This is a genomic window from Bradyrhizobium sp. MI1.7 (assembly GCF_055811795.1).
Genome location: NZ_JBVVPO010000011.1, coordinates 143,496 through 168,978, shown reverse-complemented (window position 1 = coordinate 168,978; position 25,483 = coordinate 143,496). Strand labels below are relative to the sequence as shown.

22 protein-coding genes are annotated in these 25,483 nt (G+C 65.2%); 13 read left to right on the top strand and 9 right to left on the bottom strand.

The window, feature by feature from the left end; all coding sequences use genetic code 11:
* Window positions 1-410 precede the first annotated feature (410 nt).
* Complete coding sequence (locus tag AC0L3X_RS13830) at window positions 411-1,949, top strand: peroxidase family protein (protein ID WP_231143615.1); 1,539 nt, start codon at window positions 411-413, stop codon at window positions 1,947-1,949.
* Window positions 1,950-2,143: 194 nt separating this feature from the next.
* Here AC0L3X_RS13830 and AC0L3X_RS13825 read toward each other — a convergent pair whose 3' ends face one another.
* Both AC0L3X_RS13825 and AC0L3X_RS13820 read right to left on the bottom strand, forming a co-directional pair.
* Entirely contained in the window at window positions 2,144-2,674 is a 531-nt protein-coding gene (locus tag AC0L3X_RS13825; RefSeq protein WP_063985415.1) for a hypothetical protein, read from the bottom strand.
* Window positions 2,675-2,712: 38 nt separating this feature from the next.
* Window positions 2,713-4,260 (bottom strand): acetolactate synthase large subunit, encoded by a 1,548-nt coding sequence (locus AC0L3X_RS13820; RefSeq protein ID WP_028151250.1) that lies wholly within the window; start codon window positions 4,258-4,260, stop codon window positions 2,713-2,715.
* Window positions 4,261-4,529: 269 nt separating this feature from the next.
* Here AC0L3X_RS13820 and AC0L3X_RS13815 point away from each other — a divergent pair, with 269 nt between their 5' ends.
* A complete protein-coding gene (locus AC0L3X_RS13815; protein ID WP_063985416.1) occupies window positions 4,530-5,108 on the top strand; it encodes a L,D-transpeptidase in 579 nt (192 codons plus the stop codon).
* A gap of 189 nt (window positions 5,109-5,297) precedes the next feature.
* The gene (locus AC0L3X_RS13810) at window positions 5,298-6,008 is read left to right on the top strand and encodes a DUF2927 domain-containing protein (RefSeq protein WP_473316460.1); all 711 of its coding nucleotides are present in this window, start codon (window positions 5,298-5,300) and stop codon (window positions 6,006-6,008) included.
* A gap of 49 nt (window positions 6,009-6,057) precedes the next feature.
* Here the strand turns inward: AC0L3X_RS13810 and AC0L3X_RS13805 are convergent, their stop codons facing one another.
* The gene (locus AC0L3X_RS13805) at window positions 6,058-7,185 is read right to left on the bottom strand and encodes a threonine synthase (RefSeq protein ID WP_063985418.1); all 1,128 of its coding nucleotides are present in this window, start codon (window positions 7,183-7,185) and stop codon (window positions 6,058-6,060) included.
* A gap of 383 nt (window positions 7,186-7,568) precedes the next feature.
* Here AC0L3X_RS13805 and AC0L3X_RS13800 point away from each other — a divergent pair, with 383 nt between their 5' ends.
* Genes AC0L3X_RS13800 through upp form a run of 3 tightly spaced genes read left to right on the top strand, consistent with a single transcriptional unit; the run spans window position 7,569 to window position 10,758 of the window.
* Window positions 7,569-8,825 carry a GTP cyclohydrolase II gene (locus AC0L3X_RS13800; RefSeq protein WP_014492301.1) on the top strand — a complete coding sequence of 419 codons (1,257 nt, stop codon included), beginning with the start codon at window positions 7,569-7,571 and terminating at the stop codon, window positions 8,823-8,825.
* A 7-nt stretch (window positions 8,826-8,832) separates the two neighbouring features.
* Window positions 8,833-10,071: a URC4/urg3 family protein gene (locus AC0L3X_RS13795; RefSeq protein WP_063985419.1), complete on the top strand. Its 1,239-nt coding sequence runs from the start codon at window positions 8,833-8,835 to the stop codon at window positions 10,069-10,071.
* A 57-nt stretch (window positions 10,072-10,128) separates the two neighbouring features.
* Entirely contained in the window at window positions 10,129-10,758 is a 630-nt protein-coding gene (gene upp, locus AC0L3X_RS13790; protein WP_014492299.1) for a uracil phosphoribosyltransferase, read from the top strand.
* Window positions 10,759-10,823: 65 nt separating this feature from the next.
* Here upp and AC0L3X_RS13785 read toward each other — a convergent pair whose 3' ends face one another.
* Both AC0L3X_RS13785 and AC0L3X_RS13780 read right to left on the bottom strand, forming a co-directional pair.
* Window positions 10,824-11,936 (bottom strand): M48 family metallopeptidase, encoded by a 1,113-nt coding sequence (locus tag AC0L3X_RS13785; protein ID WP_063985420.1) that lies wholly within the window; start codon window positions 11,934-11,936, stop codon window positions 10,824-10,826.
* A 3-nt stretch (window positions 11,937-11,939) separates the two neighbouring features.
* Complete coding sequence (locus tag AC0L3X_RS13780; protein WP_063985421.1) at window positions 11,940-13,094, bottom strand: YjgN family protein; 1,155 nt, start codon at window positions 13,092-13,094, stop codon at window positions 11,940-11,942.
* 390 nt (window positions 13,095-13,484) lie between these two features.
* On the opposite strand from AC0L3X_RS13780, the gene AC0L3X_RS13775 reads away from it, so the two are divergent.
* Together AC0L3X_RS13775 and AC0L3X_RS13770 are read left to right on the top strand one after the other, a co-directional pair.
* Complete coding sequence (locus AC0L3X_RS13775) at window positions 13,485-14,750, top strand: cytochrome P450 (protein ID WP_063985422.1); 1,266 nt, start codon at window positions 13,485-13,487, stop codon at window positions 14,748-14,750.
* Between the two features lie 54 nt (window positions 14,751-14,804).
* A complete protein-coding gene (locus AC0L3X_RS13770) occupies window positions 14,805-16,079 on the top strand; it encodes a cytochrome P450 (protein ID WP_063985423.1) in 1,275 nt (424 codons plus the stop codon).
* A gap of 234 nt (window positions 16,080-16,313) precedes the next feature.
* On the opposite strand, the gene AC0L3X_RS13765 is transcribed toward AC0L3X_RS13770, so the two are convergent.
* Complete coding sequence (locus AC0L3X_RS13765; protein WP_063985424.1) at window positions 16,314-17,234, bottom strand: LysR substrate-binding domain-containing protein; 921 nt, start codon at window positions 17,232-17,234, stop codon at window positions 16,314-16,316.
* Window positions 17,235-17,359: 125 nt separating this feature from the next.
* Here AC0L3X_RS13765 and AC0L3X_RS13760 point away from each other — a divergent pair, with 125 nt between their 5' ends.
* The 4 genes from AC0L3X_RS13760 (at window position 17,360) to mdlC (ending at window position 22,272) form a co-directional block, all read left to right on the top strand.
* Complete coding sequence (locus tag AC0L3X_RS13760) at window positions 17,360-18,529, top strand: acyl-CoA dehydrogenase family protein (protein WP_063985425.1); 1,170 nt, start codon at window positions 17,360-17,362, stop codon at window positions 18,527-18,529.
* 9 nt (window positions 18,530-18,538) lie between these two features.
* A complete protein-coding gene (locus tag AC0L3X_RS13755) occupies window positions 18,539-19,642 on the top strand; it encodes a CaiB/BaiF CoA transferase family protein (RefSeq protein WP_063985426.1) in 1,104 nt (367 codons plus the stop codon).
* Window positions 19,643-19,657: 15 nt separating this feature from the next.
* On the top strand, window positions 19,658-20,509 hold the full coding sequence (locus AC0L3X_RS13750; protein WP_063985427.1) for an HTD2 family dehydratase: 852 nt from the start codon (window positions 19,658-19,660) through the stop codon (window positions 20,507-20,509).
* Between the two features lie 140 nt (window positions 20,510-20,649).
* The gene (gene mdlC, locus AC0L3X_RS13745; RefSeq protein WP_063985428.1) at window positions 20,650-22,272 is read left to right on the top strand and encodes a benzoylformate decarboxylase; all 1,623 of its coding nucleotides are present in this window, start codon (window positions 20,650-20,652) and stop codon (window positions 22,270-22,272) included.
* Between the two features lie 110 nt (window positions 22,273-22,382).
* Here the strand turns inward: mdlC and AC0L3X_RS13740 are convergent, their stop codons facing one another.
* Complete coding sequence (locus tag AC0L3X_RS13740) at window positions 22,383-23,159, bottom strand: SDR family NAD(P)-dependent oxidoreductase (protein WP_063985429.1); 777 nt, start codon at window positions 23,157-23,159, stop codon at window positions 22,383-22,385.
* A 75-nt stretch (window positions 23,160-23,234) separates the two neighbouring features.
* Between AC0L3X_RS13740 and AC0L3X_RS13735 the strand changes: the two genes are divergently transcribed.
* Entirely contained in the window at window positions 23,235-23,696 is a 462-nt protein-coding gene (locus AC0L3X_RS13735; RefSeq protein ID WP_084795397.1) for a MarR family winged helix-turn-helix transcriptional regulator, read from the top strand.
* A gap of 75 nt (window positions 23,697-23,771) precedes the next feature.
* Here the strand turns inward: AC0L3X_RS13735 and AC0L3X_RS13730 are convergent, their stop codons facing one another.
* The gene (locus tag AC0L3X_RS13730) at window positions 23,772-24,566 is read right to left on the bottom strand and encodes an SDR family oxidoreductase (RefSeq protein ID WP_063985431.1); all 795 of its coding nucleotides are present in this window, start codon (window positions 24,564-24,566) and stop codon (window positions 23,772-23,774) included.
* 93 nt (window positions 24,567-24,659) lie between these two features.
* Window positions 24,660-25,355, bottom strand: a complete 696-nt coding sequence (trhA, locus tag AC0L3X_RS13725) for a PAQR family membrane homeostasis protein TrhA (protein WP_028151267.1) — start codon at window positions 25,353-25,355, stop codon at window positions 24,660-24,662.
* Window positions 25,356-25,483 lie beyond the last annotated feature (128 nt).

Here is a 25,483-nt window from a genome sequence, read left to right as displayed (position 1 = left end):
CCCCCCCCCCCCCCCCCCCCCCCCCCCCCCCCCCCCCCCCCCCCCCCCCCCCCCCCCCCCCCCCCCCCCCCCCGCCGGCGCGCCCCCCCCCCCCCCCCCCCCCCCCCCGCCACACTTATTGCGTGAAGACGATCCACTTCGCCGACAGTCCGGCGAACTCACTTGCGCGAAGCTGCTCGCGCATGCCGATGACGAGAATGTTATCCGTCATCGCTCCGGGAAAAATTTGCAAAGCGCGACCGCAGCTTGTTCGCAACGCTCCCTTTCGGAACATCATCGATGCCGCACAGTGTGTGAAGCAGATCGCTTGTGGCACCCAATCGCCTGATCTAGCGTGACATGCATATTCTGTTGCGAACAACTTTAGCTTTATTCGTTGCACGTCGTGACTTTTCAGGGAGGTGTTTTCAATGAGCAGCCGCCACAGCGTTGTTCCGCGCGGTCTGAACGCAACGCGTTCGCCGCTTTCCCAGGGCCGTTTCGGACGCATGTTCCGCAAGCTCACGCCGGCGAAATTCGGTCCGAACGACGCCGACAATGTCGCGAACCTTTCGGCGCTGGCCGACAAGATGGTCGCCGACTTCGATGGTCCGAAGGACGGGCCGGACGCGGAGGAGAGCGGCATTCCCGCGCTCTACACCTATTTCGGCCAGTTCATCGACCACGACATCACCTTCGATCCGGTCAGCTCGCTGACCAAGCAGCAGGATCCCGACGGGCTCGTCGACTTCCGCACGCCGTCGCTCGATCTGGACAATCTCTACGGCCGTGGTCCGAACGATCAGCCCTACATGTATGACGGCATCAAGTTCCGGCTCGGCGAGAAGCTGACCGGCGCGGGCGTGCCCGATGCCAGCGACCTGCCGCGCTTCAAGGGCCGCGCCCTGATCGGCGACCCCCGCAACGACGAGAACAGCATCGTCTCGCAGTTCCAGGCCTTGATGCTGCGCTTTCACAACCGCATGGTCGACGATAATGACAGCCTGTCGTTCGAGGACGTGCAGCAGCGCGTCCGATTCCATTATCAATACGTCGTGCTGAACGACTTCCTGCCGCGAATCGTTCACGCCAGCGTGCTGGACGAGTTGAGGACCGCGGGCCAATACGACCGCAGCAAGCTCGCTCACTACCACTGGAAGACTTATCCGTTCATGCCGGTCGAGTTCTCGGTTGCGGCCTACCGTCTCGGCCATTCCATGATCCGCCCCGGTTATCGGCTGAACGATGCGGACAACATGCTATTGCAGATCTTCCCCGACCCCCACAATCCCGACAAGAACGCGCTGACCGGCTTCCGCGCCATGGGCCCGGGACGCGCCATGGATTGGGGCCGCTTCATCGATCTGGACACGCGCCCCTATGGTGTCGAGGACGACGACACCAATCCTGACAACAAGAAGCGACTGCAGTTTGCCTATCGCATCGACGCATCGCTGGTCGATCCGCTGCGCAAGCTGCCGCCGGAGGTCGCGTCCAATCCGTCGTCGCTGGCGCTGCGCAATCTCGAGCGCAGCTGGCGGCTCGGCCTGCCGTCCGGCCAGGCCGTCGCCAAGGCGATGAACCTGACGCCGCTGACGGATGATCAGATCATCGTCGGCAAGGCCGTCGACGAGCCCGGCGCGGGCGATCCGCAAACTGGGATCGCGACCATCGCGAACGGGGTGTTTGCCGGCAATTGCCCGCTCTGGACCTACATCCTGGCCGAGGCGCGGCAATTCCAGACCGCGGTGACGATCCCGGCTACCGGCGCGCCGGCGACCGGAATCAACACGCCGCAGCTCGGCCCCGTCGGCGGTCGCATCGTGGCCGAGGTCTTCCTCGGCATGATGTTCGGCGACCATTCCTCCGTGCTGTCGCTCGACCCGCAATGGACGCCGGTGACCGGCTCCAGCTTCGCGCTGAAGGACCTCGTCGCCTACGCGCTCGGCCAGGGCGATCCGCTGCACTGAGGTGGTGACAGTTCACGGGAGGTCGTCATGCCCGGGCTTGTCCCGGGCATCCACGTTCTCAGTACCACGTGGCAAGGCGTGGATGGCCGGGACAAGCCCGGCCATGACGCTGCGGTGACTGTCGGTCCTCCCACAAGGGAGAGGGAACGGGGAGGGTCTTGCTGCCGTCCGAATTCAATTCGGACTTCAACCCGCTACGACGCAGTTTTATGCGCGGCCCCCAGTCCGCTCTCCTCCAGCCGCGCCGCAAACCATAGCGACAGCGGTTGATCAACGACGCCGCTGACATAGACTTCCGAAATCGTCACCTGCTGCCTGTCCAGCACCAGCAGTACGCCGATCCAGTACGCGAACCAGACATGCGCGTCGGTCAGCGCCATCAGCTTGTGCTGGTCGTGGTCGAGCGAGGTGTGATTGCTCGCCTTGCGGATCTCGACGGCGAGCAGGTTGTTCGGGATCTCGCGCTGATGCACGACGACGTCGGGGTAGATCGATTTTCCCAGATGATCGTCGGTGGAGACGATGGTGCCGTGCGGCAGATGCAGCGTGCGCTCGCCGAGGCGGTCGTAGTTGCAATCGACTGACCAGCCGGCGAATTGCCGCTCCAGATAGACGGCGAAGCGGTGCGTCACCGCCCGCTCGCCGACGTCCTTTTCGAACAAGAATCCTTCGTGAGCGTAGAAGTCCCGGAGCGCCGCGATCACCTTGTTCAGCTCGGTCTGCATCTTGCCCCCCGGCCCTCGGCGCTCCCTGATGCTGCGCCCTACATCTGGACTTCGATCAGCCGCGGCCCGGGCTCGGCGACGGCTTCGGCCAGAGCCTTGTTGAACTCTTCGGCATTGGTGACGGCCCGGCCGGGGACGCCCATGCCCTTCGCCAGCGCGACGAAGTCCAGCGTCGGACGGTCAAGCCGCAGCATGTCGTTGGCGCGCTGGCCGGGCTCGCCGGCGCCGACATTGTCGAACTCGCCGCGCAGGATCTGGTAGATGCGGTTGGCGAACACGATGGTGACGATGTTGAGGTTCTCACGGGCCTGCGTCCACAGCGACTGGATCGTGTACATCGCGCTGCCGTCGCCGACCATGGTGATCACCTTGCGGTCCGGACATGCGATCGCGGCGCCGATCGACAGCGGCGTGGAGAAGCCGATCGAACCTCCCATGTTCTGGAGCCAGTCGTGCGGAGCGGCCGCCGCCGTCGGCGGGAAGAAGCCGCGGCCGGTGGTCAGGGATTCGTCGACCATGATTGCGTTCTCGGGGATGGCGCATGCGATCGCCTGCGCGATCGAGGCAAAAGTCAGCGCGCCGGTCGGCTTCACCAGCTCAGCCAAGGCCTGCGGCTTGACGTCCTTCGCGCTCGCCTTCACCGCGCCGGCCAGTGCTTCGAGCGCCGCGACCGAATTCTCGCCCCAGGAGGTCATGCGATGCACCTCGCAGCCCTCGGGCTTGAGCATGCTCGGCTTGTTCGGATAGGCGAAGAACGCCACCGGATCATCGGACTCGACTAGCACGATGTGCCGGAACTTCGCCAGCATCGGCAGCGCGTTCTCGATCACGTAATGAATGCGGTCGATCGAATAGCGGCCGCGGCCGCGCGCCATCTTGGGACGGAAGGTCGGGCCCATCACCGTGCAGCCGGTCTTGCCGGCGATACGCTCGGCCAGCGCCAAGCCCTGTTCGCTCAGCGCGCTGCCGGTCATCAGCAGCAGCGTACCCTCGCCGTCGCCGTGCAGGATCTTCGCGGCCCGCTCGACCGCCTGCGGCGAATAGCTGGCGCGCTGCTGCTCGGCCGGTACCTCGGCGATGCCATCGGCCTCGTTCCAGGCGGTGTCGGCGGGCAGGATCAGGGTCGCGATCTGTGGCGGTGCGCTCTTGGCGGCGGCGATCGCCGCGGCGCCGTCAGCTGCAACCGATTTGGAGTCCGGCGAAGTGCGGACCCAGGACGACATCGGCCGGGCCAGGCCCTCGATGTCGGAGGTCAGCGGCGCGTTGTAGTCGATGTGGTAGACCGCATGCTGGCCGACGATGTTGACGATGCCGGAATTCGCCTTCTTGGCGTTGTGCAGATTGGCCAGGCCATTGGCCAGGCCGGGGCCGAGATGCAGCAGCGTCGAGGCGGGCGTGCCCTTCATGCGGAAATAGCCGTCAGCGGCGCCGGTCACCACGCCTTCGAACAGGCCGAGCACGCAGCGCATGCCCGGCACGCGGTCGAGCGCCGCGACAAAATGCATCTCGGAGGTGCCTGGGTTGGTGAAGCAGACATCCACCCCACCCTTGACCATCGTCCGCACCAGGCTTTCCGCACCGTTCATCCCAAAGCTCCCTGCAACCGGCAATATTCAAATGTCCGCTCGATCAATCATTGTTCGCCGCCTCCGTCAAAGCAATAGCCGGCATCGCTGGCCTGCTCCGCGCGACGATGCGCTTGTTTGGCTAATGCTTTCAGGCAAATTAGCGTGGTTGCCGGTTTGGTAACGCCAAACGTTAAGGATGATCTCCCTCACGGGGCCGTGGCTTGCGAAAAGCCCGCAAATATGGCCTGTAACTTCAGTTGAATCCGATTTTTTTGCTGGGGGAAACAATGATCCGATTTTTTGCCGCGCCGATTGCCGCCATCGCACTGCTGTCGGCCACCGCCGGCGGCGCATTCGCCGAGGGGTTCGACTCGCGCGAGATCATGGGCTTCGGCCCGAGCTTCTTCCGCGGCGGCTCTAGCCCGATCCCCCGCACCACCATCATGTACAACGGCAATTACGCCCCCGGCACGATCGTGGTGAACACGAGCGAGCGCCGCCTGTATCTGGTGCTCCAGAACGGCCAGGCGCTGCGCTACGGCATCGGCGTCGGCCGCGACGGCTTCCGCTGGGGCGGAGTGCACAGGATCACCGCCAAGAAGGAATGGCCGGACTGGACGCCGCCGTCGCAGATGCTGGCCCGCCGGCCCGACCTGCCGCGCCACATGAAGGGCGGCATCGAGAATCCGCTCGGCGCGCGCGCGATGTATCTGGGCTCGACGCTCTACCGCATCCACGGCTCCAACGAGCCGGAGACGATCGGCCAGGCCGTGTCCTCGGGCTGCTTCCGCATGACCAACGAGGACGTCAGCGATCTCTACAGCCGCGTCTCGGTCGGCACCAAGGTGGTCGTGCTCAACAACTAGCCGTCGGCGAACTGCGGGAACCCGCAGGGCGCGTGAATATGCGGTCTTGTGCGTCGCTGCCGAATACGGCAGCGTCGGGACGCAATGAGCGCATTGGCCCCGCCTTCGTCAGGCTTTCGCATCGCCCTGCTGGCGCTCGCCACTTTCGCGTTCGCCCCTGACACCGCTACCATCGCCGTCGCGGGCTAATTGCCCGCGATCGCCTCGCGCCAGCGCGCCGAGAAGAAGAGCTTCACCGACGGCGAGATCGTCGAAGGCTTTCTGAAGACGGCGTTCGGCGCCGAATACCACCTCGCCGGCCGCGTCGACCGCATCCGGAAATTCGACGGGCCGGTGCGCGTCTACGCCGAGAGCGAGCGCGCCGACCGCAAGACGCAGCTCGCCAAGGTCGTGGCCGACATCGGCAGGCGCGTGCAGCATCTCGACATCGCCATGATCGACACCAGCGAAGCCGCGAACGTGCGGGTGAAGCTGGTTCGCGACCGCGACCTGTTTCGGACGATTTCCAGCTTCTACGGCGCGGAGAAGGCGCGCGAGATCCGCACCTCGCTCGATCCGCAATGCCTGTCCGGCTTCCGCAAGAACGACAATTTCGAGATCGAGCATTCCGACGTGATCCTCACCGTCGACAACGGCGATTTCACCTTCCTCGACTGCGCCTATGAGGAACTGCTGCAATCGCTCGGCCCAATCAACGACACCGCGAGCGTGCCGTGGACCATGTTCAACGACAATGTGTCGATGGGCTATTTCGACGTCTACGACCAGTACATCCTCAACCTGCTCTACGATCCCCGCATCAAGGCCGGCATGACCGTGCAGGAGGTCAGGGCGGTGCTGCCCCAAGTGCTCGCCGATGTGCGCGCCTGGGTGAAGCGCGTGAATGATTTGAAGGAGTGAGGTACTGCTTACCCTCCCCTGGAGGGTAAGCGGCGCGCCTCCTCCGCCCCTACTGCACGAGATCGGCGACGGTGGTCGCGGCTTTCAGGCCGGTGCCGGTGAGGACCGCGACCGTGGTCTCGTTCGCCTTGATCGATCCGGCGCCGGAGAGTTTCTCAAGCGCAGCGGCCGCGCTGGCGCTGGTCGGTTCGGCAAACAATCCCTGCCGCGCAAGACGCCGCAACGCGGCGACGATCTCGTCCTCGGTCAGCGCAACGGTGCCGCCGCCGCTCTCGCGCAAGCTCCCGATGATCTCGCGCAGGCGCAGCGGATTCTTGATGGCGGTGCCTTCGGCGACGGTCTTGTTCACCTCGCGGGCGACCGGCGTGTCGACACCCGCCTTGAAGCTGGCATCGATCGGCGAGCAGTTCAGCGGCTGCGCCGCGAACAGGCGCGGCAGCTTCGCGATCTGCCCGGCTTTCAGCAGCTCGCGGAAGCCGAAGGCGCAACCGAGGAGGCTGCTGCCTGCGCCAACGGGAACGATGACGTTGTCGGGTGCGCGAAAACCGAGGTCTTCCCAGATTTCATAGGCGAGCGACTTGGTGCCTTCGAGGAAGAACGGCTGCCAGTTGTGGCTGGCATAGAAGGTCTGGCTCGACTGGCGGATGGCTTCGGCTTCCGACTCCTCGCGCGGGCCCTCGACGAGCTGAACCGTCGCGCCATAGGCGCGCACCTGCGCGATCTTGGCCGGCGACGTCGAGGCCGGCGCCAGGATCTTCACGCGCATGCCGCCGGCGGCACCCAACCCCGCCATCGACGAGCCGCCATTGCCCGAAGAATCCTCCAGTATCGCGTCGACGCCGATCTGCCGCAGGAACGACAGCATCACCGAAGAGCCCCGGTCCTTGAAGCTGCCGGTCGGGTTGAACCATTCGAGCTTGAAGAACGGACGCAAATCACCCCAGTCCTGCTGGACCAGCGGTGTGCAGCCTTCGCCGAGCGTGATCGGCTTCTTGATCTCGACCGGCAGCGCCGCCCGGTAGCGCCAGAGCGAGCGCGTGGCGCCGTCAATGTCCGCGCGCGATATGCCTGGTCCCGGCGTCACCAGCAGCGGCGTGCGCTCATCCGAGCACCAGCGCGGCTGGTCCAGCGGATAGAGCTGTCCGTTGCGGGGGTCGATGTAGCTGGCGGTGGGCATGGCAGTCTCCAAGCGAGAGGCGACCTATTTGTCCGATTATGTGGGTCCGGTCCAGCCCAAGGCACCGCGGTGGCGCAACTTGCAGGACACCCTCTTGAAAACATAAAAAATAAAACTATTTCAAATCCTTAGACCTATCGCGCGGATCGAATAGCAGGGTTCGGCCGGGGCGAAGGCGCGGCATCCAGGCGAGCCCGACCGGCCCGTCGATGACGGGAATTTGGCCATGATCGCCTGCCCGGCGCGGTACCATTAACTTGTCTGTCGTCGCCAGCCGCTACAATATGTTGGATTGAGCTTGCATCGCCGGTGTTCGGCACCGGCAACGCAGGTGAGCCAGGCCCGTCCGAGCGGCGGGCCGTCGGCTTTTTGGGAGCCTGGACATGAGCCGCGCGAACCGTACCGATCACATCCGCCTGACCTCCCACCCGGAGCCGGGCAAAAAGGCCGCGTTTCCGATTCACTGGGGCGCAGCCGACGCGCGCGCCCGGGGGCCGATCATCGGCACGGTGTCGCGCGCTGGGGATCGCAACGTGATCGGCAGCCATGGCGGCTCCTACGCGATGTACCGGGCGCTCGCGGTGTCCGCAGGCGCGCTCGATCCGATCCGCCGGCCCGACCTCACCAACACCTTTCCGGCCGCGACCATCGGACCGTTCGAGCAATGGCGCGATCCCGACAAGATCGTCGCGCTCGATCCCTGGGGGCATCTCGTCGCGGAGAATTTCGGCAAGGACATCGCCGAGGGCGTCGACATCCGTCCAAGCATCGCGGTGACGCGCGCGCGGCTCGACCTGCCGGAGATCCGCGAGGCGCTCGCCGCAAAACGGCTGCGCGCCGACGGCGAGGTCGTGCACGCCAATGGCAGCGTGTCGGTGGTGAAGATCGCGATCGACCCGGTCTGGTACCTGCCGGGCCTTGCGACGCGCTTCGGCACCGGCGAGACCGAGCTGCGGCGCACGCTGTTCGAGCAGACCGCCGGCATGTTCCCCGAGCTCGTGACGCGGCCGGACATGAAGGTATTCCTGCCGCCGATCGGCGGCACCACCGTCTACATGTTCGGCGATGTGACAAAACTGCCGGACCACCGCACCAAGATCACCTGCCGCGTGCATGACGAGTGCAACGGCTCCGACGTGTTCGGCTCCGACATCTGCACCTGCCGTCCGTATCTGATCCACGGCATCGAGGAATCCGCGCGCGGCGCGCAGGAGGGCGGGCTAGGGCTCGTCATCTACAACCGCAAGGAAGGCCGCGCGCTCGGCGAGGTCACCAAATTCCTGGTCTACAATGCGCGCAAGCGCCAGGAGGACGGCGACGCGGCGGCCGCCTATTTCGAGCGCACCGAATGCGTTGCCGGCGTCCAGGACGCGCGCTTCCAGCAATTGATGCCGGATACCATTCACTGGCTCGGCCTGAAGCGCATCGACCGTTTCCTGTCGATGAGCGACATGAAGCATGACGCACTGACCTCGCAGGGCATCGACATCGTCGAGCGCGTGCCGATCCCGCCGGAGCTGATCCCGGCCGACGCCTATGTCGAGATCGCCGCGAAGAAGGCCGCCGGCTATTACTCGACCGACATCGCGCCGGAGAAGGATGTGAACGGCGTGGTCGGGCGCTCGCTGGAAAAGTACTGATCGCGCGATGGCGGAGGCTTTGGAACAACAGGCCCGCTCCCTGCTCAGCGCAGGAGCTGTTCGTGCGCGTGCCGGCAAAATGCTCGAGATCGGCCTTGCCGGCGGGCTCAATCATTTCACGATCGATCTCGATCGGATGGATGGCGTTGCGGATGCCGTGGTCGCGGTCACGCGCAAAGCCTATCCGACGCTGGATATCCCCTTCCATGCCCGCTGGCGGCATTTCGTGCTCGGCGGCGTCGATCGCTGGGCGGGCCTTGCCGACAAAGTATCGTGGCCGGATCGCGCGGCACGTGCGCGCGCGGAGTTCGACCTCGCCATCGTCAGCGTGCTGCTCGACGCAGGCGCGGGAGCCACGTGGCGCTATCGCGATGCCGTGACCGGCGAAAGTATCGGCCGATCGGAGGGGCTTGCCATCGCAAGCCTCGACATGTTTGCAGCCGGCCTGTTCTCCGGCGATGCGCGTGCGCCGTTCAGGGCCGATGCAGACGTGCTGGCGAAACTGCCCTTGGCCTCCCTCACCTCGGCCTTTCAGGTGAGCGATGCCAATCCGCTGCTCAGTCTCGACGGACGCACTGATCTGCTGCGACGCCTTGGCAAGCTGGTTGCCGAGCGCGCGGACATTTTCGGCCTGCACGATACGCCGCGGCCAGGCGGCCTGTTCGATCACATCGCGGCGCAGGCTGTGGGCGGCGCGGTCGCCGCGCCCGCCATCCTGTCCGCAGTGCTGAACCAGCTTGGACCGATCTGGCCGTCACGGCTCGAGCTTGCCGGGATTCCGCTCGGTGATTGCTGGCGTCATCCGGCGATCGAGACGGACGACGGAACGGCAGGCCTCGTGCCCCTGCACAAGCTGTCGCAATGGCTGAGCTATTCGCTAATCGAACCGCTACAGCGCGCCGGCTTTGACGTCACCGACATCGACGGCCTCACCGGACTAGCCGAATACCGCAATGGCGGCCTGTTCGTCGATCACGAGGTACTGCGCCTGCGCGATCCCGGCGATGCCGAGCGCGCGCATGCTGTGGATTCCCTGCTCGTCGTAGAATGGCGCGCGCTCACCGTTGCGCTGCTCGACCGGCTTGCGGGCAGCATCCGCGCCAGGCTCGGCCGCAAGCCCGAGACCCTGCCCCTCGCGAGCATTCTCGAAGGTGGCAGCTGGGCTGCCGGCCGCGCTATCGCCTTCGCGCGCCGACCCGACGGCGCACCGCCGCTCAAGGTGATCAGCGACGGCACGGTTTTTTAATCCATTCGTCCGCAGCGTAATCCATTGCGTATCGATGAATTTCAGGAGCATCCCATCATGGAAGGCGTCACGATCGTCGATCATCCGCTGGTGCAGCACAAGCTGACGCTGGTGCGGGACAAATCCATCTCGACCAAGTCCTTCCGCGAGCTGATCAAGGAGATCGGCATGCTGCTGTGCTACGAGATCACGCGGGATCTGCCGCTCGCCGATACCGTCATCGAGACGCCGCTGGCGACGATGCATTCGGCCAAGATCGCCGGCAAGAAGCTGGTGTTCGTGCCGATGCTGCGCGCCGGCACGACCTTCGTCGACGGCATGATGGATCTGGTACCGACCGCGCGCGTCGCCCATATCGGCCTCTACCGCGAGCCGCACAGTTTTGCCGCGGTCGAATATTTCTTCAAATCGCCGTCCGATCTCAGCGAGCGCCTGGCGATCGTGGTGACCCCGGTGGTCGCCACCGCCAACACGGCCGTCGCCGCGATCGACCGACTAAAGGAGCGCGGCGCCAGGGACATCCGCCTCGCCTGCCTGATCGCGGCCCCTGAAGGGCTCGAACGGCTGCGCGGACTGCATCCCGACGTTCCGATCTGGACGGCTGCGGTGGACGAAGGTCTCGACGAGAACGGCTTTATCCTGCCGGGCCTCGGCGATGCCGGCGACCGCGCTTACGGGACGCGGTAGGCGCGGAGCTCTTTTTTGACGCGTTTTCTTCACGCGAACCGGTCGCCACTTCGCTCGAAAACGCTCTAGATCTTCCCGCTGCCGCAAATCAGCTTGAGCGACTGCCATTCCTTGTCCGTCAGCAGCGGCGGGCCGCTGGCGGGACGATCTTCCTTCGTCATGCGCGCGAGGCGGTCTTCGGTGAGCGGGTGGCTCGCCAGGATCGTGGTGAGGCCGGAGCCGCCTTCCTTGCCGGTGATGCGGAACATCAATTCGGCCGCGGGTTTCGGCGAGCGGCCGAGCTTGTGCATGATCTCGATCGCGAACGTATCCGCGGCGGTCTCGGCCTCGCGCGAATAGGAGGCTTCGACCACGCTGCGCGAGGCAAAGATCACAGCGCTCGAGCCGGTGACGTCGCCGAACAACAGGCCGATCAGGAACGAGGTGCCGCCGTTGTAGATCAGCCCGCGCATGTTGTCGTAATGCTTGAGATGGCCGAGCTCATGGGCAAGGATGCCGGCGAGCTCGTCGGGGTTTTCGGCCTTGTCGACCAGGCCCCTCAGCACGTACACCTTGCCGCCAGGCAGCGCGAATGCGTTCGGCACCGAGGTCGGCAGCACGCCGGCCGTCATGGAATCGTCGTCGAGGCCGGCGGCATCGCGCAGACGATTGACCAGTTTTGTGAACGCGGCCTTGCCCGCGGGGTCTTCGCATGCTTTGCGGCCGAAGATGGTTTTCACCTGGACTTCGGAGGCGTCGCCGATGCGCCGTTCGATCGGCTTGGGCACCAGCGGCGCGAGCCGGTCGGCAGCGAGCGGCACACCGAACAGCACGACGCAAACGATGGAGACGGCGGCGGCCACCGACCAGCCGACGATCTTTGCGACACCGCGGCGCGAGGTCTGGTGCTCGTCGAGACGCATGCAGCGGGCGGTCACGTCGGCGGCGAGCGCGGCGTCGCGAATTTCAAGCCGCGCCAGCGGCGGCGCGGATGTCGAGGCCAGGCGCAATATCCCGGCCGGACTGTCGGCGCGGCGAATGTCGGCATAGGTCCAGCGAACCGGCGCTCCGCCCTCCTCGACGATGTCGAGCGCGTCACCGAGCGCCAGCGACACCTCCCGCCTGCGGCTCGACACGCCGTCGAAGAAGATCGTCGGCTTGGCGGACTGCGCCGGAACCTCGGTGGACAACTCACTCACAGATCAGAATCCCGCGACATCGAGGCCATCGGCAAAGCCTTCGCCGAGCGCGCTGGCAAGCTCACCGCTGCCGCGTACATCCGCCGCGGCCCCGATGTTATGCACCTCGACGGTTTCCAGCACCTTGGCCCAGAGATCGCGCTGCAGATAGACCCGCATGACGATGTTGATCGCTAGCGCCACGGCGAAATAGCCGATGACCATCATGACCAGCATCGGGATGCTCTTGCCGGCATTTCCGGGGCCGAAGACCTGATCAGCCGGAACGCCACTCAGCTGGACGACGAGCAAGGCACCGCCGCCCATATAGGCGGCGAAAATGGTCGAAAGCAGCATCCACCAGCCGATCACTTTCCAGTACAGGCCGTAGAACGCGTTGTGCGGCAACTCCGAGGACAGGCTGACACCGCCGATGCGGATGCCGTCGAGCCACCAGCGCCATTCACGCGCCTTGAACTCGGCATAGAAGAACGGGGCGAGCGGGAAGATCACGAGCGCGATCGGGCTCAAGAGCCACAGCCACCAGCCGCGCTTGAAGAAGGTCCAGCCGTCGCCTTCGAAATCGCCGGGGAGATCGCCGTAATGGGTGTGCCGCATCTTGTAGCGTTCGAGCGACGCCTCGCGCCAGGGCAGCGCCAGGCCGAGGGTGAGGAACACCAGCAGGCCCCACGCCATGGCGCGGAACGAATAGGCCCAGCCCGAACCGTCCATCCAGAACCGGACGCCGCGCCAGACCGTGCGCGTCAGGCGATAGCGCCGCGCGCGAAAAATCGCGAACTGGCCGAAGGCATAGAAGCTGATGAACAGCGGCGTCGAGGCAAAGCCCTGCCAGCGCTCGAACTCGATGCCGATGAGAAAATAAGCGAGGTAGATCGGCACCAGGATCGCGAGCGCGAACAGGAAGCCGACCAGCAGCTCCTTGGCCCGGCCGGTGTATTCGGCGGCATCGCCGTCGACCGCGGTGTTCGTCCACAAATGACGGCGGATGTCGGTGACCAGCCAGAACCGGTAGAAGCCGAAGGTGACGAGCTCAAGCATGGCACCCTTGGTGACCATTTTGCGGAACTCGGAGCGGTTGCCGGTGAAGTCGACCCGCGTGGGCGGCAGCGGCGGGGGTAAGGGTTCGGACCCGATGGGGGCCCATTGCATGTCGTTCACGGCGGCAACCTCGGGGTGCGGACCTGATACGGTCAAACTATAGATCAGAGATTTGGTCGATCCCCAAGATGGCTGGGTTCGATTTACCTCGATTTCTCGCATGATTCCGCAGGCGCGGGGGTGCGGGAGATCACGTTGACACATCTGCGTGACGGTTGCTGATCCGTAGCCCGGATGGAGCGGAGCGTAATCCGGGACAGCGCCAATGGAGGCCCGAATCCCGGATTTCGCTCCGCTCCATCCGGGCTACGCATCTAGCCACCTCTCGCAAAGGTTGGATGTGGCAAAAGTCTCCCTTGCTCCGACGCAGACAACCGGCTGTAATTGCAAATCAAATACCGCAGCGCAGAATTCAACGAGAACGCGCGGTTCATGTCAGGGAGAGCGGTCATGCATGGGACCATCGAGAGCGCGGCGAAGCTCGACGAGCTACGCGCGCGCGCCACGTCACTGCCGCTGGAGCAGTTCGATCCGGGCGATCCCGAGTTGTTCAGGACCGATACGTTCTGGCCGTATTTCGATCGGCTGCGCCGCGAAGATCCCGTGCACTATTGCAAGGACTCGATGTTCGGGCCGTACTGGTCGGTGACGCGCTACAACGACATCATGGAGATCGAGACCAACCATTCGGTGTTCTCCTCGGCCTCTGCGCTCGGCGGCATCACCATCCGCGACATCGACCCGGATCTGCGCCGCGAGAGTTTCATCTCGATGGATCCGCCGCGCCACGCGGCGCAGCGCAAGACCGTGGCGCCGATGTTCACACCGACGCATCTGGACAATCTCGCGCTCAGCATCCGCGAGCGCTCCGCCGAGTGCCTCGACAATCTGCCCGTGGGCCAGGTGTTCGACTGGGTCGACAAGGTCTCGATCGAGCTCACCACGCAGATGCTCGCGGTGCTGTTCGACTTTCCCTGGGAGGACCGCCGCAAGCTGACGCGCTGGTCTGACATCGCCACCACCATTCCCGGGCCGGACGGCCTCGTCGCCACCGAAGACGAACGGCAGGCAGAGCTGACGGAATGCGCGGGCTATTTCGCGCGGCTGTGGAAGGAGCGTATCGAGCAGCCGCCGAAGAGCGACCTGCTCTCGATGATGGCGCATGGCGCCGCGACGCGCGACATGGATGCAAAAAACTTCCTCGGCAATCTCATCCTTTTGATCGTCGGCGGCAACGACACCACCCGCAACACGATGTCGGGATCGATCTACGCGCTGAGCCAGCATCCGGAGCAGTATCGCAAGCTGCGCGAGAACCCCGGCCTGCTCGACAGTTTCGTGCCGGAGGTGATCCGCTGGCAGACGCCGCTGGCGCATATGCGCCGCACCGCGCTTGCCGACTTCGAGTTCCGCGGCAAGCAGATCAAGCAAGGTGACAAGGTCGTGATGTGGTACGTCTCGGGCAACCGCGACGAGGAAGCGATCGAAAAGCCCTACGATTTCATCATCGACCGCGCCCGCCCGCGCACGCATCTGTCCTTCGGCTTCGGCATTCACCGTTGCGTCGGCTTGCGGCTTGCCGAACTTCAGCTCAAGATTATCTGGGAAGAGATCCTCAAGCGCTTCGACCATATCGACGTGGTCGGCGAACCCAAGCGGGTCTATTCGAGTTTCGTAAAGGGACTTGAAACCTTGCCGGTGAAGATTACGGCGTGAGATCACTCCCTCTCCCCGCTTGCGGGGAGAAAGAGAAACACTGGAGCTACTACCATGAACATCCAGACTCCGGTCAAAACCGACAACGCCGAACGCATGCGCAGGGCCCGCGAGGAGGCCTATGCGACGCCGCTGGCGCAATTCCACCCCGGCGCACCCCGGCTGTTCCAGGACGACACCTTGTGGCCGTGGTTCGAGCGGTTGCGCAAGGAAGAGCCAGTGCATTACTGCACCAATGCGCCGATCGAGCCGTACTGGTCGGTGGTGAAGTACAACGACATCATGCATGTCGACACCAGTCACGGCATCTTCTCCTCGGACTCGACGCTCGGCGGCATCGGGATCCGCGACGTGCCGCAGGGCTATGACTGGCCGAGCTTCATCGCGATGGACCAGCCGCAGCACTCGGCGCAGCGCAAGACGGTGTCGCCGATGTTCACGCCGACGCATCTGGACGAGCTGGCAAAACTGATCCGCCAGCGCTCGCAGACCGTGCTCGACAATCTGCCCCGCAACGAGACCTTCAATTTCGTCGAACGCGTCTCGATCGAGCTGACGACGCAGATGCTGGCGACCCTGTTCGACTTCCCCTGGGAAGAACGCCGCAAGCTGACGCGCTGGTCTGATGTCGCGACCGCGCTGCCCAAGAGCGGCATCGTCGCCTCGGCCGAAGAGCGCCGCCGCGAGATGGACGAGTGCTACGCCTACATGTCCAAGCTCTGGAACGAACGCGTCAACTCCGCGCCGCGCAACGATTTGCTGTCGCTGATGGCGCATAACGACGCGACGCGCTTCATGGACCCCGACAATCTCATGGGCAACATCATCCTGCTCATCGTCGGCGGCAACGACACGACGCGCAACACCATGAGCGGCTCGGTGCTGGCGCTGAGCGAGAACCCGGACCAGTTCGACAAGCTGCGCGCCAATCCGGAGCTGATCGACTCCATGGTGCCCGAGGTGATCCGCTGGCAGACGCCGCTGGCGCATATGCGGCGTACCGCGCTTGCCGACACCGAAATCGGCGGCAAGCATATCAAGAAGGGCGACCGCGTCGTGATGTGGTACGTCTCGGGCAACCGCGACGAGGAGATGTTCGAGAAGCCGAACGACTTCATCATCGACCGCCCCCGCCCGCGCACCCACCTCTCCTTCGGCTTCGGCATCCACCGCTGCGTCGGCATGCGGCTGGCCGAGCTGCAGCTTCGGATCGTCTGGGAGGAGATGCTGAAGCGCTTCGACCGCATCGAGGTGGTCGGCGAGCCCAAACGGATCTATTCGAGCTTCATCAAGGGCTATGAGTCGCTGCCGGTGAGGATTCCGGGGTAGGCCCCACTGTCATGCCCCGCGAAGGCGGGGCATCCAGTACGCCGCGGCCTCTCGGCTCGAGCACTGCAGCCTCTGGAATACTGGATCGCCCGCCTTCGCGGGCGATGACACTGAGGGTGAGGCTGGGAGCGCACGCTCACGCATCGTCCAGCCCAGCTATAAAATTCCGGCATGACAGGTCGCGCCAGATGCGAAGCCAAGTTGGCGCGCGGCTGTTCTAGGACACGCGTGCATCTAACTCAACTTGATGTCCCACAGGCCTTCCTTGCGGCAGGCAGCGACTTCCTCGCGCAGAAGCGTCGTGATGGCGAGCGACGCCGTTGAGGCCGGACGGTCGATCGGAGAGGCGAAAATGAGCTCGCGCGTCATCGGCTTGGATACGGGCGCGGTCTCCAGCCGTCCGTCGGCGACCTCGCCGTGGACCGACGAGGGCGGCAGCAGCGCGAAGCCGAGGCCTTCCTCGACGAGGCTCGTCAACACGCGGAACGAATCCGCCTCGAGCTGGACGTTGAGCTTGATCTTGCGCTGGGCGGCGGCGTGCTCGATCAGCGCGCGGAGACCGTGGGAATGACTGGGCAGCACCAGCCGCTGGCGCAGCAGCCAGCCGACATCGACGCTCTTCTTGCGCGCGAGGCCGCAGCCGCGCGGGCCAACCGCGACGATATTGTCGCGGCCGAGGCTCTCCACGTTGAGATGCAGATCGGCGGAGCGGCCGTAGAGGATGGCCAGATCCATCTCGCCGCGATGCAGCCATTCGACGAGATGGCCGCTGTAGCTCTCGACGATGCGCAGCGAGATGCCGGGAAATTTTTCGACGCAGCGGCGCGCAAAGCGCGCCGACAGCACGCAGCTCACGGTCGGAACCAGGCCGAGCACGACCTGGCCGGACGGCGGCCCCTTGGTCGACTGGATGTCGTCGCGGATCTGGTCGATCTGCCGCACGATGCCGGAGGTGCGTGCCAGCAGGAGACGGCCGGCTTCCGTCAGCACCATGCCGCGGCCGTTGCGGGTGAACAATTCGGTGCGCAGCTCATGTTCCAGCAGCTTGATCTGCCGGCTCAGCGCCGGCTGCGCCACGCGCAACGTGTCGGACGCCTTGGAGAGGCTGCCGAGCTCCGCCACGCAACTGAAGGTCCTGAGCTGCCGGAAATCCATGCTTGCCAATCCTCGAAGGCTACTTCATACGCTATAGCAAATGAGCATAGGGGGCTGGCGATGTTTTCACAACGCCAGAGGGTCGGCCGGCGTTATCTTGACTGCCGCTAGATACGGGAAACGCCATGAGTGAAGAACACCACACCGAAGATCACGCCGACATCCGCGAAGCCGTCGCAAAACTCTGCGCGCAGTTTCCCGGCGAATACTGGCGCAAGCTCGATCGCGAGATGGCCTATCCCAAGGCCTTCGTCGACGCGCTGACGCAGGCCGGCTATCTCTCGGTGCTGATCCCCGAGGAATATGGCGGCGCGGGCCTGAAGCTTTCCGCCGCGGCTGCGATTCTCGAAGAGATCCAACGCGCCGGCTGCAACGGCGGTGGCTGTCACGCCCAGATGTACACGATGGGCACCGTGCTGCGGCACGGCAATGACGAGCAGAAGGCGAAGTACCTGCCGAAGATCGCCAGCGGCGAATTGCGGCTTCAGGCGTTCGGCGTTACCGAGCCGACCAGCGGCACCGACACCTCCTCGCTGAAGACGTTTGCGCGCAAGGAAGGCAACGACAGCTACATCGTCAACGGCCAGAAGATCTGGACGAGCCGGGCCGAGCATTCCGACCTGATGGTGCTGCTGGCGCGCACCACGCCGAAGGAGCAGAGCAAGAAGCGCACCGATGGTCTCTCGGTCTTCATCGTCGATATGCGCGAGGCCAAGAACAACGGCCTCGAGATCCGCCCGATCCGCACCATGATGAACCACGCCACCACCGAAGTGTTCTTTACCGACATGAAGGTGCCGGCGGAGAATCTGATCGGCGAGGAAGGCAAGGGGTTCCGCTACATCCTCTCCGGCATGAATGCCGAGCGCATTTTGATCGCGGCCGAATGCGTCGGCGACGCCAAATGGTTCATTGCCAAGGCCACGAACTACGCCAAGGAGCGCGCGGTGTTCGGCCGGCCGATCGGCCAGAATCAAGGCATTCAGTTCCCGATCGCCAAGGCCTACGCCTCGATGCGCGCGGCCGAGCTGATGGTGAAGGAAGCCACGCGCAAATATGAAGCCGGGCTCGACTGCGGCGCCGAAGCCAACATGGCCAAGATGCTGGCAGCCGATGCGTCCTGGGAGGCAGCGAATGCCTGCATCCAGACCCATGGCGGCTTCGGCTTCGCCGAGGAGTACGACGTCGAGCGCAAATTCCGGGAGACGCGGCTCTATCAGGTGGCGCCGATCTCGACCAACCTCGTGCTGTCCTACGTCGCCGAGCACGTGCTCGGCATGCCCCGCTCGTACTGAGGTCGCATCATGGGAGCATTGGACGGGATCAGGGTGATTGCGGTCGAGCAGGCGGTCGCGGCGCCGTTCTGCTCGTCGCGGCTGGCAGACGCCGGCGCAGAGGTGATCAAGATCGAGCGGCCCGAGGGCGATTTCGCCCGCGGCTATGACGCGGCGGCCAAGGGCCAGAGCAGCTATTTCGTGTGGCTCAACCGCGGCAAGCAATCGGCGGTGGTCGATCTCGCCACCAAGGAAGGCTGCGCCGAGCTCGAGAAGCTGATCGCGAGCGCGGACGTGCTGATCCAGAACCTCAAGCCGGGCTCGATGGACAAGCTCGGCTTTTCGCGCGAGCGGCTGCTGAAGGACTATCCGAAGCTGATCTCGTGCACCATCACCGGCTATGGCGACGAAGGTCCCTACGCCCACCGCAAGGCCTATGACCTGCTGATCCAGGCCGAGAGCGGCCTTGCCTCGATCACCGGCAACCCTGACGGCGCCTCGCGGGTCGGCATGTCGATCGTCGACGTCGCGACCGGCGCGACCGCGCATGCGGCGATCCTGGAAGCGCTGATCGCGCGCGGGCGCACCGGCAAGGGCTGTGACATCCGCATCTCCATGTTCGACGTGATGGCCGACTGGTGCACCGTGCCGCTGCTCAATTCCGAAGCCGGCAATCCGCCCAAGCGCATGGGCCTGCGCCATCCCTCGATCGCGCCCTACGGCGTGTTCACCTCCAAGGACGGCAAGGACATCCTGATCTCGATCCAGAGCGAGCGCGAGTGGAAGACGCTCTGCGTCAAGGTGCTCGACCAGCCCGATTTGCCGGCCGATCCGCGCGTCGCCAACATGGTCGAGCGCGTGCGCAATCGCGATTTCACCGACACGACGGTCGCAGATATCTTCGGCAAGATGACGCGCGACGAGCTGCTGAAGCGGCTGTCGGACGCCGACATCGCCTTTGCCGAGGTCAACACCATGGCCGACCTCACCAATCATCCGCATCTGCGCCGCATCGAGGTCGACACGCCGCAGGGGCGCGTCAGCTATCCCGCGCCGGCGCCGATCATCGTCGGCGACACCCGCAGCTACGGCGCCGTGCCGGGCATCGGCGAGCGGCCGGCCAAGAAGTCATAACAAGAGCGAGGCGTCATGACCGAGAAGCTCGACATCGATCACTTGCGGCAATGGATCGGCCGCAGCACCGAGGCCACCGACATCGTCACCGCGCAGCTCGTCAAGGGCCTGCGCGCGACGCTGTTCCAGGAGGTCGGCGAGCCCAAAAAGGGTGACGCCGCGCCGTTCACGGTACACTGGTGCCTGGCGCAGCCGGTGTTTCCGATGTCGATGCTGGGACCCGACGGCCATCCGACCCGCGGCGGCTTCCTGCCGCCGGTGCCGCTGCCACGCCGGATGTGGGCCGGCGGCGAGATCGAGTTCCTGCAGCCCTTGCGCGTCGGCGATGAATCGACGCGGACCTCGCGCATCGCCGACGTCCAGGTGAAATCGGGCTCGACCGGCACGCTGTGCTTCGTCTCGGTCGAACACAGCATCTCGTCGCCGCGGGGCGTTGCCATCCGCGAGCGGCAGGACATCGTCTATCGCGAGATGACGAGCAGCGCGCCCGCCGGCGCCAGGGCCCCGCCCCCGCCGCCCAAGGCGCAGCACCGCGAGACGCATGTGTCCGATCCCGTGCTGCTGTTTCGTTATTCCGCGCTGACCTTCAACGGCCACCGCATCCATTACGACCGTGACTACGTCACCAAGGTCGAGGGTTACCCGGGCCTGATCTTCCACGGCCCGCTGCAAGCGGCGCTGATCGTGGAGATGGCGGCGAAACTGCACGACGGCAAGGCGCCGAGGAAATTCACCTATCGCGGCCTTCAGCCGCTGTTCGAGGGCACCGAGTTCTCCATCAACGCCAACGAGACCGAGACGGGCCTGGAGCTGTGGACCGCGAATGCGGAGGGACAGCCGACGATGAAGGGCACGGCGGTGTGGTAGGCACCGCTATTAGACCCTCACCCTGAGGAGCGCACCCCTTCGCGCGCGTCTCGAAGGGCGAGGCCACCAGCCGGGCCTTCATCCTTCGAGACGCGCGTTCCGCGCTCCTCAGGATGAGGAATTTACAGGGGACGGAAACCATGGCCAAGAACGGCAAGAGCGGCAGCAAGTCCGTCACCGTGAAGCAGGCGACGCTCGATCTGCTGCGCTCGCTGGGCATCGACAGGGTGTTCGGCAATCCCGGCTCGACCGAGCTGCCGTTCCTGAGCGACTGGCCTGATGATATCGACTATGTGCTGGCGTTGCAGGAAGCCTCCGCCGTCGGCATGGCCGATGGTTACGCGCAGGCGACGCGCAATGCCGGCTTCGTCAATCTGCATTCGGCGGCCGGCGTCGGCAACGCGCTCGGCAATATCTACACCGCGCACCGCAACCAGACGCCGCTCGTGATCACCGCGGGCCAGCAGGCGCGCTCGATCCTGCCCTTGCAGGCGTTCCTCTATGCCGAGCGCGCCTCGGAATTCCCGCGGCCTTACGTCAAGTACAGCGTCGAGCCGGCCCGGCCCGAGGACGTTCCGGCCGCGATCGCGCGGGCCTATTACACCGCGATGCAGCCGCCCTGCGGGCCGACCTTCGTGTCGATCCCGATCGACGATTGGGCCCATGCGACCGCACCGGTCGATGCGCGCAAGGTCAGCCGCGAGATCGGGCCCGAGCCTGACGCGATGAAGGCGCTGGTCGCCGCGCTCGGCTCAGCCAAGAATCCCGCCCTCGTGGTCGGCCCCGGCGTCGACCGCGCCGGCGCGGTCGATTTGATGGTGCGCGTGGCCGAGAAGGCCAGGGCCAGCGTCTGGGTCAGCCCGTTCTCCGCGCGCTGCTCGTTCCCCGAGCGTCATCCGCAGTTCGCGGGCTTCCTGCACGCCTCGCCGGCGCAGCTGTCCGACGCGCTGCGTGAGCACGATGTGGTCGTGGTTATCGGCGCGCCCGTGTTCACCTTTCATGTCGAGGGCCATGCCGCGATCTTCGACAGCGGCGCGACGATCTTCCAGATCACCGACGATCCGGACGCGGCCGCGGTGACGCCGGTCGGCACCAGCATCGTCGCGACGATGAAGCCGGCGCTCAGCCTGCTGCTCGACCTGCTGCCGGAGAGCAAACGCGCCACGCCAAAGGGCCGCACGCTGCCGTCGGCACCGCAGGCCGCCGATCCGCTGCCGGTTGAATTCCTGCTGCATACGCTGTCGCAGGCGATGCCGGACGACGCGTCACTGGTCGAGGAAGTGCCCTCGCACCGGCCGGCGATGCAGAAGTTCATGCCGATGCGCGGCCAGGACAGTTTCTACACGATGGCGAGCGGCGGCCTCGGTTACTCGCTGCCCGCCGCGGTCGGCATGGCGCTCGGCAAGCCGAAGCAGCGGACGGTGTGCCTGATCGGCGACGGCTCGGCGATGTATTCGATCCAGGCGCTGTGGACCGCCGCGCAACGAAAACTGCCGCTGACCATTGTCGTCATCAACAATTCCGGCTACGGCGCGATGCGCTCGTTCAGCCAGGTGATGCAGGTGAGGAACGTGCCGGGGCTGGAACTGCCGGGGATCGATTTCGTCAGGCTCGCCGAGGGCATGGGCTGCCATGCGGTGCGGGTGAGCAAGGCCGCGGAACTGGGCGAGGCGCTCGAGCGCGGAATGGCGTTCGAGGGGACGAGCCTCGTCGAGGTCGTCGTGGATTCGACGGTGCCGGTGCTGTACGGGCAGAAGCATTAGGGGGGCGCGTAGCCCGGATGGAGCGAAGCGAAATCCGGGAATCGTGCCGCAAGCGAGTCGGCCCCGGATTACGCTGCGCTCCATCCGGGCTACGAACTACGACTACGACATCACGACGCCAAGAATCCCCCGTCCGCCGCCAGCACGTGCCCGACGACATAGGATGACGCGTCGGACGACAGCCACACCACGGCCTCCGCGACTTCCTCCGGGCTCCCCATCCGCCGCAGCGGCAGGCCCGCACTGACGGTCGCGACATCGCCGACGCCGGCGCGCAGCATCATGTCGGTGACGACCCGGCCCGGCGCAATCGCGTTGATGCGGATGCCGCGCGGGGCATTCTCCATCGCGGCCGAGCGTGTCAGCGAGATCGCGGCGGCCTTCGAGGCCGAGTAGAGCGAGAAGCCGGGATTGGGATTGCGCACGCCGCTGACGGAGGCGTTGACGACGATGCTGCCGCGGCCCTGCGCCAGCATCGCCGGCAATTGATGGCGCAGGCACAGGAACAGCGCACGGACATTGGTGTCGAACACCGTGTCGTAGATCTCCGTGCCCTGCTCTTCCAGCGGCGCACGGCGCTCCTGGAATCCGGCATTGTTGAAGGCGACATCGAGCCGGCCGCAACGCTCGACCGCCGTGCGAACCAGACGTTCGACGTCATCCTCTTGCGTGATGTCGGTTTGGATCGCGATCGCGTCAGCGCCGAGCTCCCGGCACGCTGCGGCGGTGTCCTTGATTTCGGCTTCGCGCCGCCCCGCAACGACGATCGCCTCGGCGCCTTCCGAGGCCATCCGCAGCGCCGTGGCGCGGCCGATGCCGCTGCCGCCGCCCGTGACGAGGCAGACCTTGCCTCTCATCCGCATCCCGGCCGGCACAGTTCCGCTCATGGCTCACTCCAAAACGCTTGCGCGCGACGTTGCGCGCATATAGTTGTATGATACAACTATATGCTGGGAGTCAAGATGGCCGAGCTTGCGCTGATCGACGACATCCGCGCCGCCTCGCGATTGATGGTGCGGGAGCTCGGCTTCATGGATGCGACGGTGGCGGCCTCGGACTATCCGCCCTCGGCGGTGCACACCATTTTGGAGATCGGCATCCGCGGCCCGATGAACTCAGGCGAGCTCGGCGATTTCCTGCGGCTGGAGAAATCCAGCGTCAGCCGCCTGGTGCGCAAGCTGGTCGATTGCGGCGAGCTGCGGGAGACGCCTGATGAAGCCGATGCGCGCAGCAAGCTGTTGTCGCTGACGGCGAAGGGCCGGCGCACGCTGGAGGCGCTGCACGCGTTCGGACGCCAGCAGGTGCGCGGCGCGCTGGCCGCGCTGACAGAGACCGAGCAGCGCACGGTGCGCGAGGGCATGATGCTCTATGCGCGGGCGCTGCGGCAGAGCCGGATGGAGGACGAGGGGGAGTCGGCGGCGTAGCTAGGTGTCCCGCCCCCCGTACGCAATTGCGCACTAGGCGGGGCATGACAGGGTCAATCGCGGAAACTGCGCCGGCTACTTCCCGAACTCCTCCCGCATCTTCGCCTGGATCTTGGCCATGCCGCCGATCCAGCGGTCGTAATTCTCGGTCTTCTTGCGCATGTAGCCGAGCACCTGGGGGTGCGGCAGGATCAGGAAGGTCTCCTGCGCGAGGCCGGCGAGCACGTCTTTCGCGACCTGCTCCGGCGTGAGATCGCCGTCGCCGGATTGCGGGCCCTTCGGGATCGAGCGCAGCATGTTGGTGTCGACGCCCTGCGGACAGAGGATCGAGACCTTGATATTGTCCGCCTTGTGCGAGATCGCAAGATTTTCGGCAAAGCCGACCGCGGCGTGCTTGGTGGTGGAATAGGCGGGGCTTCCGACCTGCGACAGCAGGCCTGCCGCCGAGATCGTGTTGAGGAAATAGCCGCCGCCGCGCGCCTTCATGCGGGGAATGAGATACCGCGCCGCATAGACATGGGCCATGACATGGATCGCCCAGCTCCGCTGCCAGGGCTCGTCCGAGGCGCCGCCGGCATTCACCGACATCGGATCGAAGCCGCCGCCGATGCCGGCATTGGAGCAGAACAATTCGATCGGGCCGAACTGCCGCTCGGTCTCCTCGATGACGTGGGCGATCTCTTTTTCCTGCGCGACGTCGCATCTGAAGGCCGCACCATCCACCGTGGCGGCGACGGCTCTTGCATTGGCGGCGTCCATGTCCGCGACGACGACCTTGGCGGCACCCGCCTTGTGGAAGGCCTCGCACAGCGCCTTGCCGATGCCGTTTGCGCCGCCCGTGACGACCACGACCTTGCCGGTCACCTGCATGCGACGTCTCCTCTTTGTCTTGTAGCGCTTCTCTTTTCGGATAGCGCTTCGCTATCTTATACCGCTTCGCTAATTCCGCTTCGCGGATCTTGCTCAGCTCAACACGAGGTCGAGCACCGCGGTATAATGGCACGCCGCGCCGGCCAAGACAAAGCCGTGCCAGATCGCATTCTGGAAGCGCAGCCGCCGCCAGGCATGGAAGATCACGCCAAAGCTGTAGAGCAGGCCGCCCGCAAGGATGAAGCCCAGCACCAGCGCAGGCAGCGCCTTGACCACGGCGTCGTAGACCATCACGCCGCTCCAGCCCATCGCGAGATAGATTCCGACTGCGACGCGGTCGAACCGGCCGGGGTAGAGAAGTTTCAGCACGATACCGAGGATCGCGACGCACCAGACGCCGCCGAGCAGCACCAGCGCGAACACACTGTCCCTCACCTCGAGGATGAACGGCGTATAGGTCGCCGCGATCAGCAGATAGATCGCGCAATGGTCGAACCGCCGCAGCAGCCATTTGGCCGGCGAGACCGGCCAGAGATTATAGGTCGCCGACAGCACCAGCATCGAGAGCAGGCCGGCGACATAGATCGAGACCCCGACGATGTTGGTGGCGTCGGCATAAACCGCCGTCAGCACCACCAGGACCGTGGCGGCGACGATGCCGCAGAACACGCCGATCGCGTGGATCACGCCGTCCGCGATCAATTCGGCACGGTCGTAGTTCCAGCCGATCGCGTCGGCCGCGGCGTGGACGGAGGTGGATGCGAGCTGTTTCAGCTGGAAGACGGTCATGGCAATCCGCAAGGCTCAGACAATGCCCTCTTGTAGGGTCTTTCGCGATCGGCGCATCGTTCAAACGGCTGATTTGCCGACAAAGGCGGTGGAAGTATGAAGCTTGATTTTCCCTACGCAATTGCCAC

What these genes read in the sequence shown, in the direction of transcription:
- AC0L3X_RS13795 (WP_063985419.1), top strand. Translation starts at nt 8,833, where the DNA reads ATGGCGGAGGCTTTGGAACAACAGGCCCGCTCCCTGCTCAGCGCAGGA.
- AC0L3X_RS13830 (WP_231143615.1), top strand. Translation starts at nt 411, where the DNA reads ATGAGCAGCCGCCACAGCGTTGTTCCGCGCGGTCTGAACGCAACGCGT.
- AC0L3X_RS13805 (WP_063985418.1), bottom strand. Translation starts at nt 7,185, where the DNA reads ATGCCCACCGCCAGCTACATCGACCCCCGCAACGGACAGCTCTATCCG.
- AC0L3X_RS13740 (WP_063985429.1), bottom strand. Translation starts at nt 23,159, where the DNA reads ATGAGCGGAACTGTGCCGGCCGGGATGCGGATGAGAGGCAAGGTCTGC.
- AC0L3X_RS13800 (WP_014492301.1), top strand. Translation starts at nt 7,569, where the DNA reads ATGAGCCGCGCGAACCGTACCGATCACATCCGCCTGACCTCCCACCCG.
- AC0L3X_RS13760 (WP_063985425.1), top strand. Translation starts at nt 17,360, where the DNA reads ATGAGTGAAGAACACCACACCGAAGATCACGCCGACATCCGCGAAGCC.
- upp (WP_014492299.1), top strand. Translation starts at nt 10,129, where the DNA reads ATGGAAGGCGTCACGATCGTCGATCATCCGCTGGTGCAGCACAAGCTG.
- AC0L3X_RS13815 (WP_063985416.1), top strand. Translation starts at nt 4,530, where the DNA reads ATGATCCGATTTTTTGCCGCGCCGATTGCCGCCATCGCACTGCTGTCG.
- AC0L3X_RS13730 (WP_063985431.1), bottom strand. Translation starts at nt 24,566, where the DNA reads ATGCAGGTGACCGGCAAGGTCGTGGTCGTCACGGGCGGCGCAAACGGC.
- AC0L3X_RS13765 (WP_063985424.1), bottom strand. Translation starts at nt 17,234, where the DNA reads ATGGATTTCCGGCAGCTCAGGACCTTCAGTTGCGTGGCGGAGCTCGGC.
- AC0L3X_RS13735 (WP_084795397.1), top strand. Translation starts at nt 23,235, where the DNA reads ATGGCCGAGCTTGCGCTGATCGACGACATCCGCGCCGCCTCGCGATTG.
- mdlC (WP_063985428.1), top strand. Translation starts at nt 20,650, where the DNA reads ATGGCCAAGAACGGCAAGAGCGGCAGCAAGTCCGTCACCGTGAAGCAG.
- AC0L3X_RS13770 (WP_063985423.1), top strand. Translation starts at nt 14,805, where the DNA reads ATGAACATCCAGACTCCGGTCAAAACCGACAACGCCGAACGCATGCGC.
- AC0L3X_RS13825 (WP_063985415.1), bottom strand. Translation starts at nt 2,674, where the DNA reads ATGCAGACCGAGCTGAACAAGGTGATCGCGGCGCTCCGGGACTTCTAC.
- trhA (WP_028151267.1), bottom strand. Translation starts at nt 25,355, where the DNA reads ATGACCGTCTTCCAGCTGAAACAGCTCGCATCCACCTCCGTCCACGCC.
- AC0L3X_RS13755 (WP_063985426.1), top strand. Translation starts at nt 18,539, where the DNA reads ATGGGAGCATTGGACGGGATCAGGGTGATTGCGGTCGAGCAGGCGGTC.
- AC0L3X_RS13775 (WP_063985422.1), top strand. Translation starts at nt 13,485, where the DNA reads ATGCATGGGACCATCGAGAGCGCGGCGAAGCTCGACGAGCTACGCGCG.
- AC0L3X_RS13750 (WP_063985427.1), top strand. Translation starts at nt 19,658, where the DNA reads ATGACCGAGAAGCTCGACATCGATCACTTGCGGCAATGGATCGGCCGC.
- AC0L3X_RS13820 (WP_028151250.1), bottom strand. Translation starts at nt 4,260, where the DNA reads ATGAACGGTGCGGAAAGCCTGGTGCGGACGATGGTCAAGGGTGGGGTG.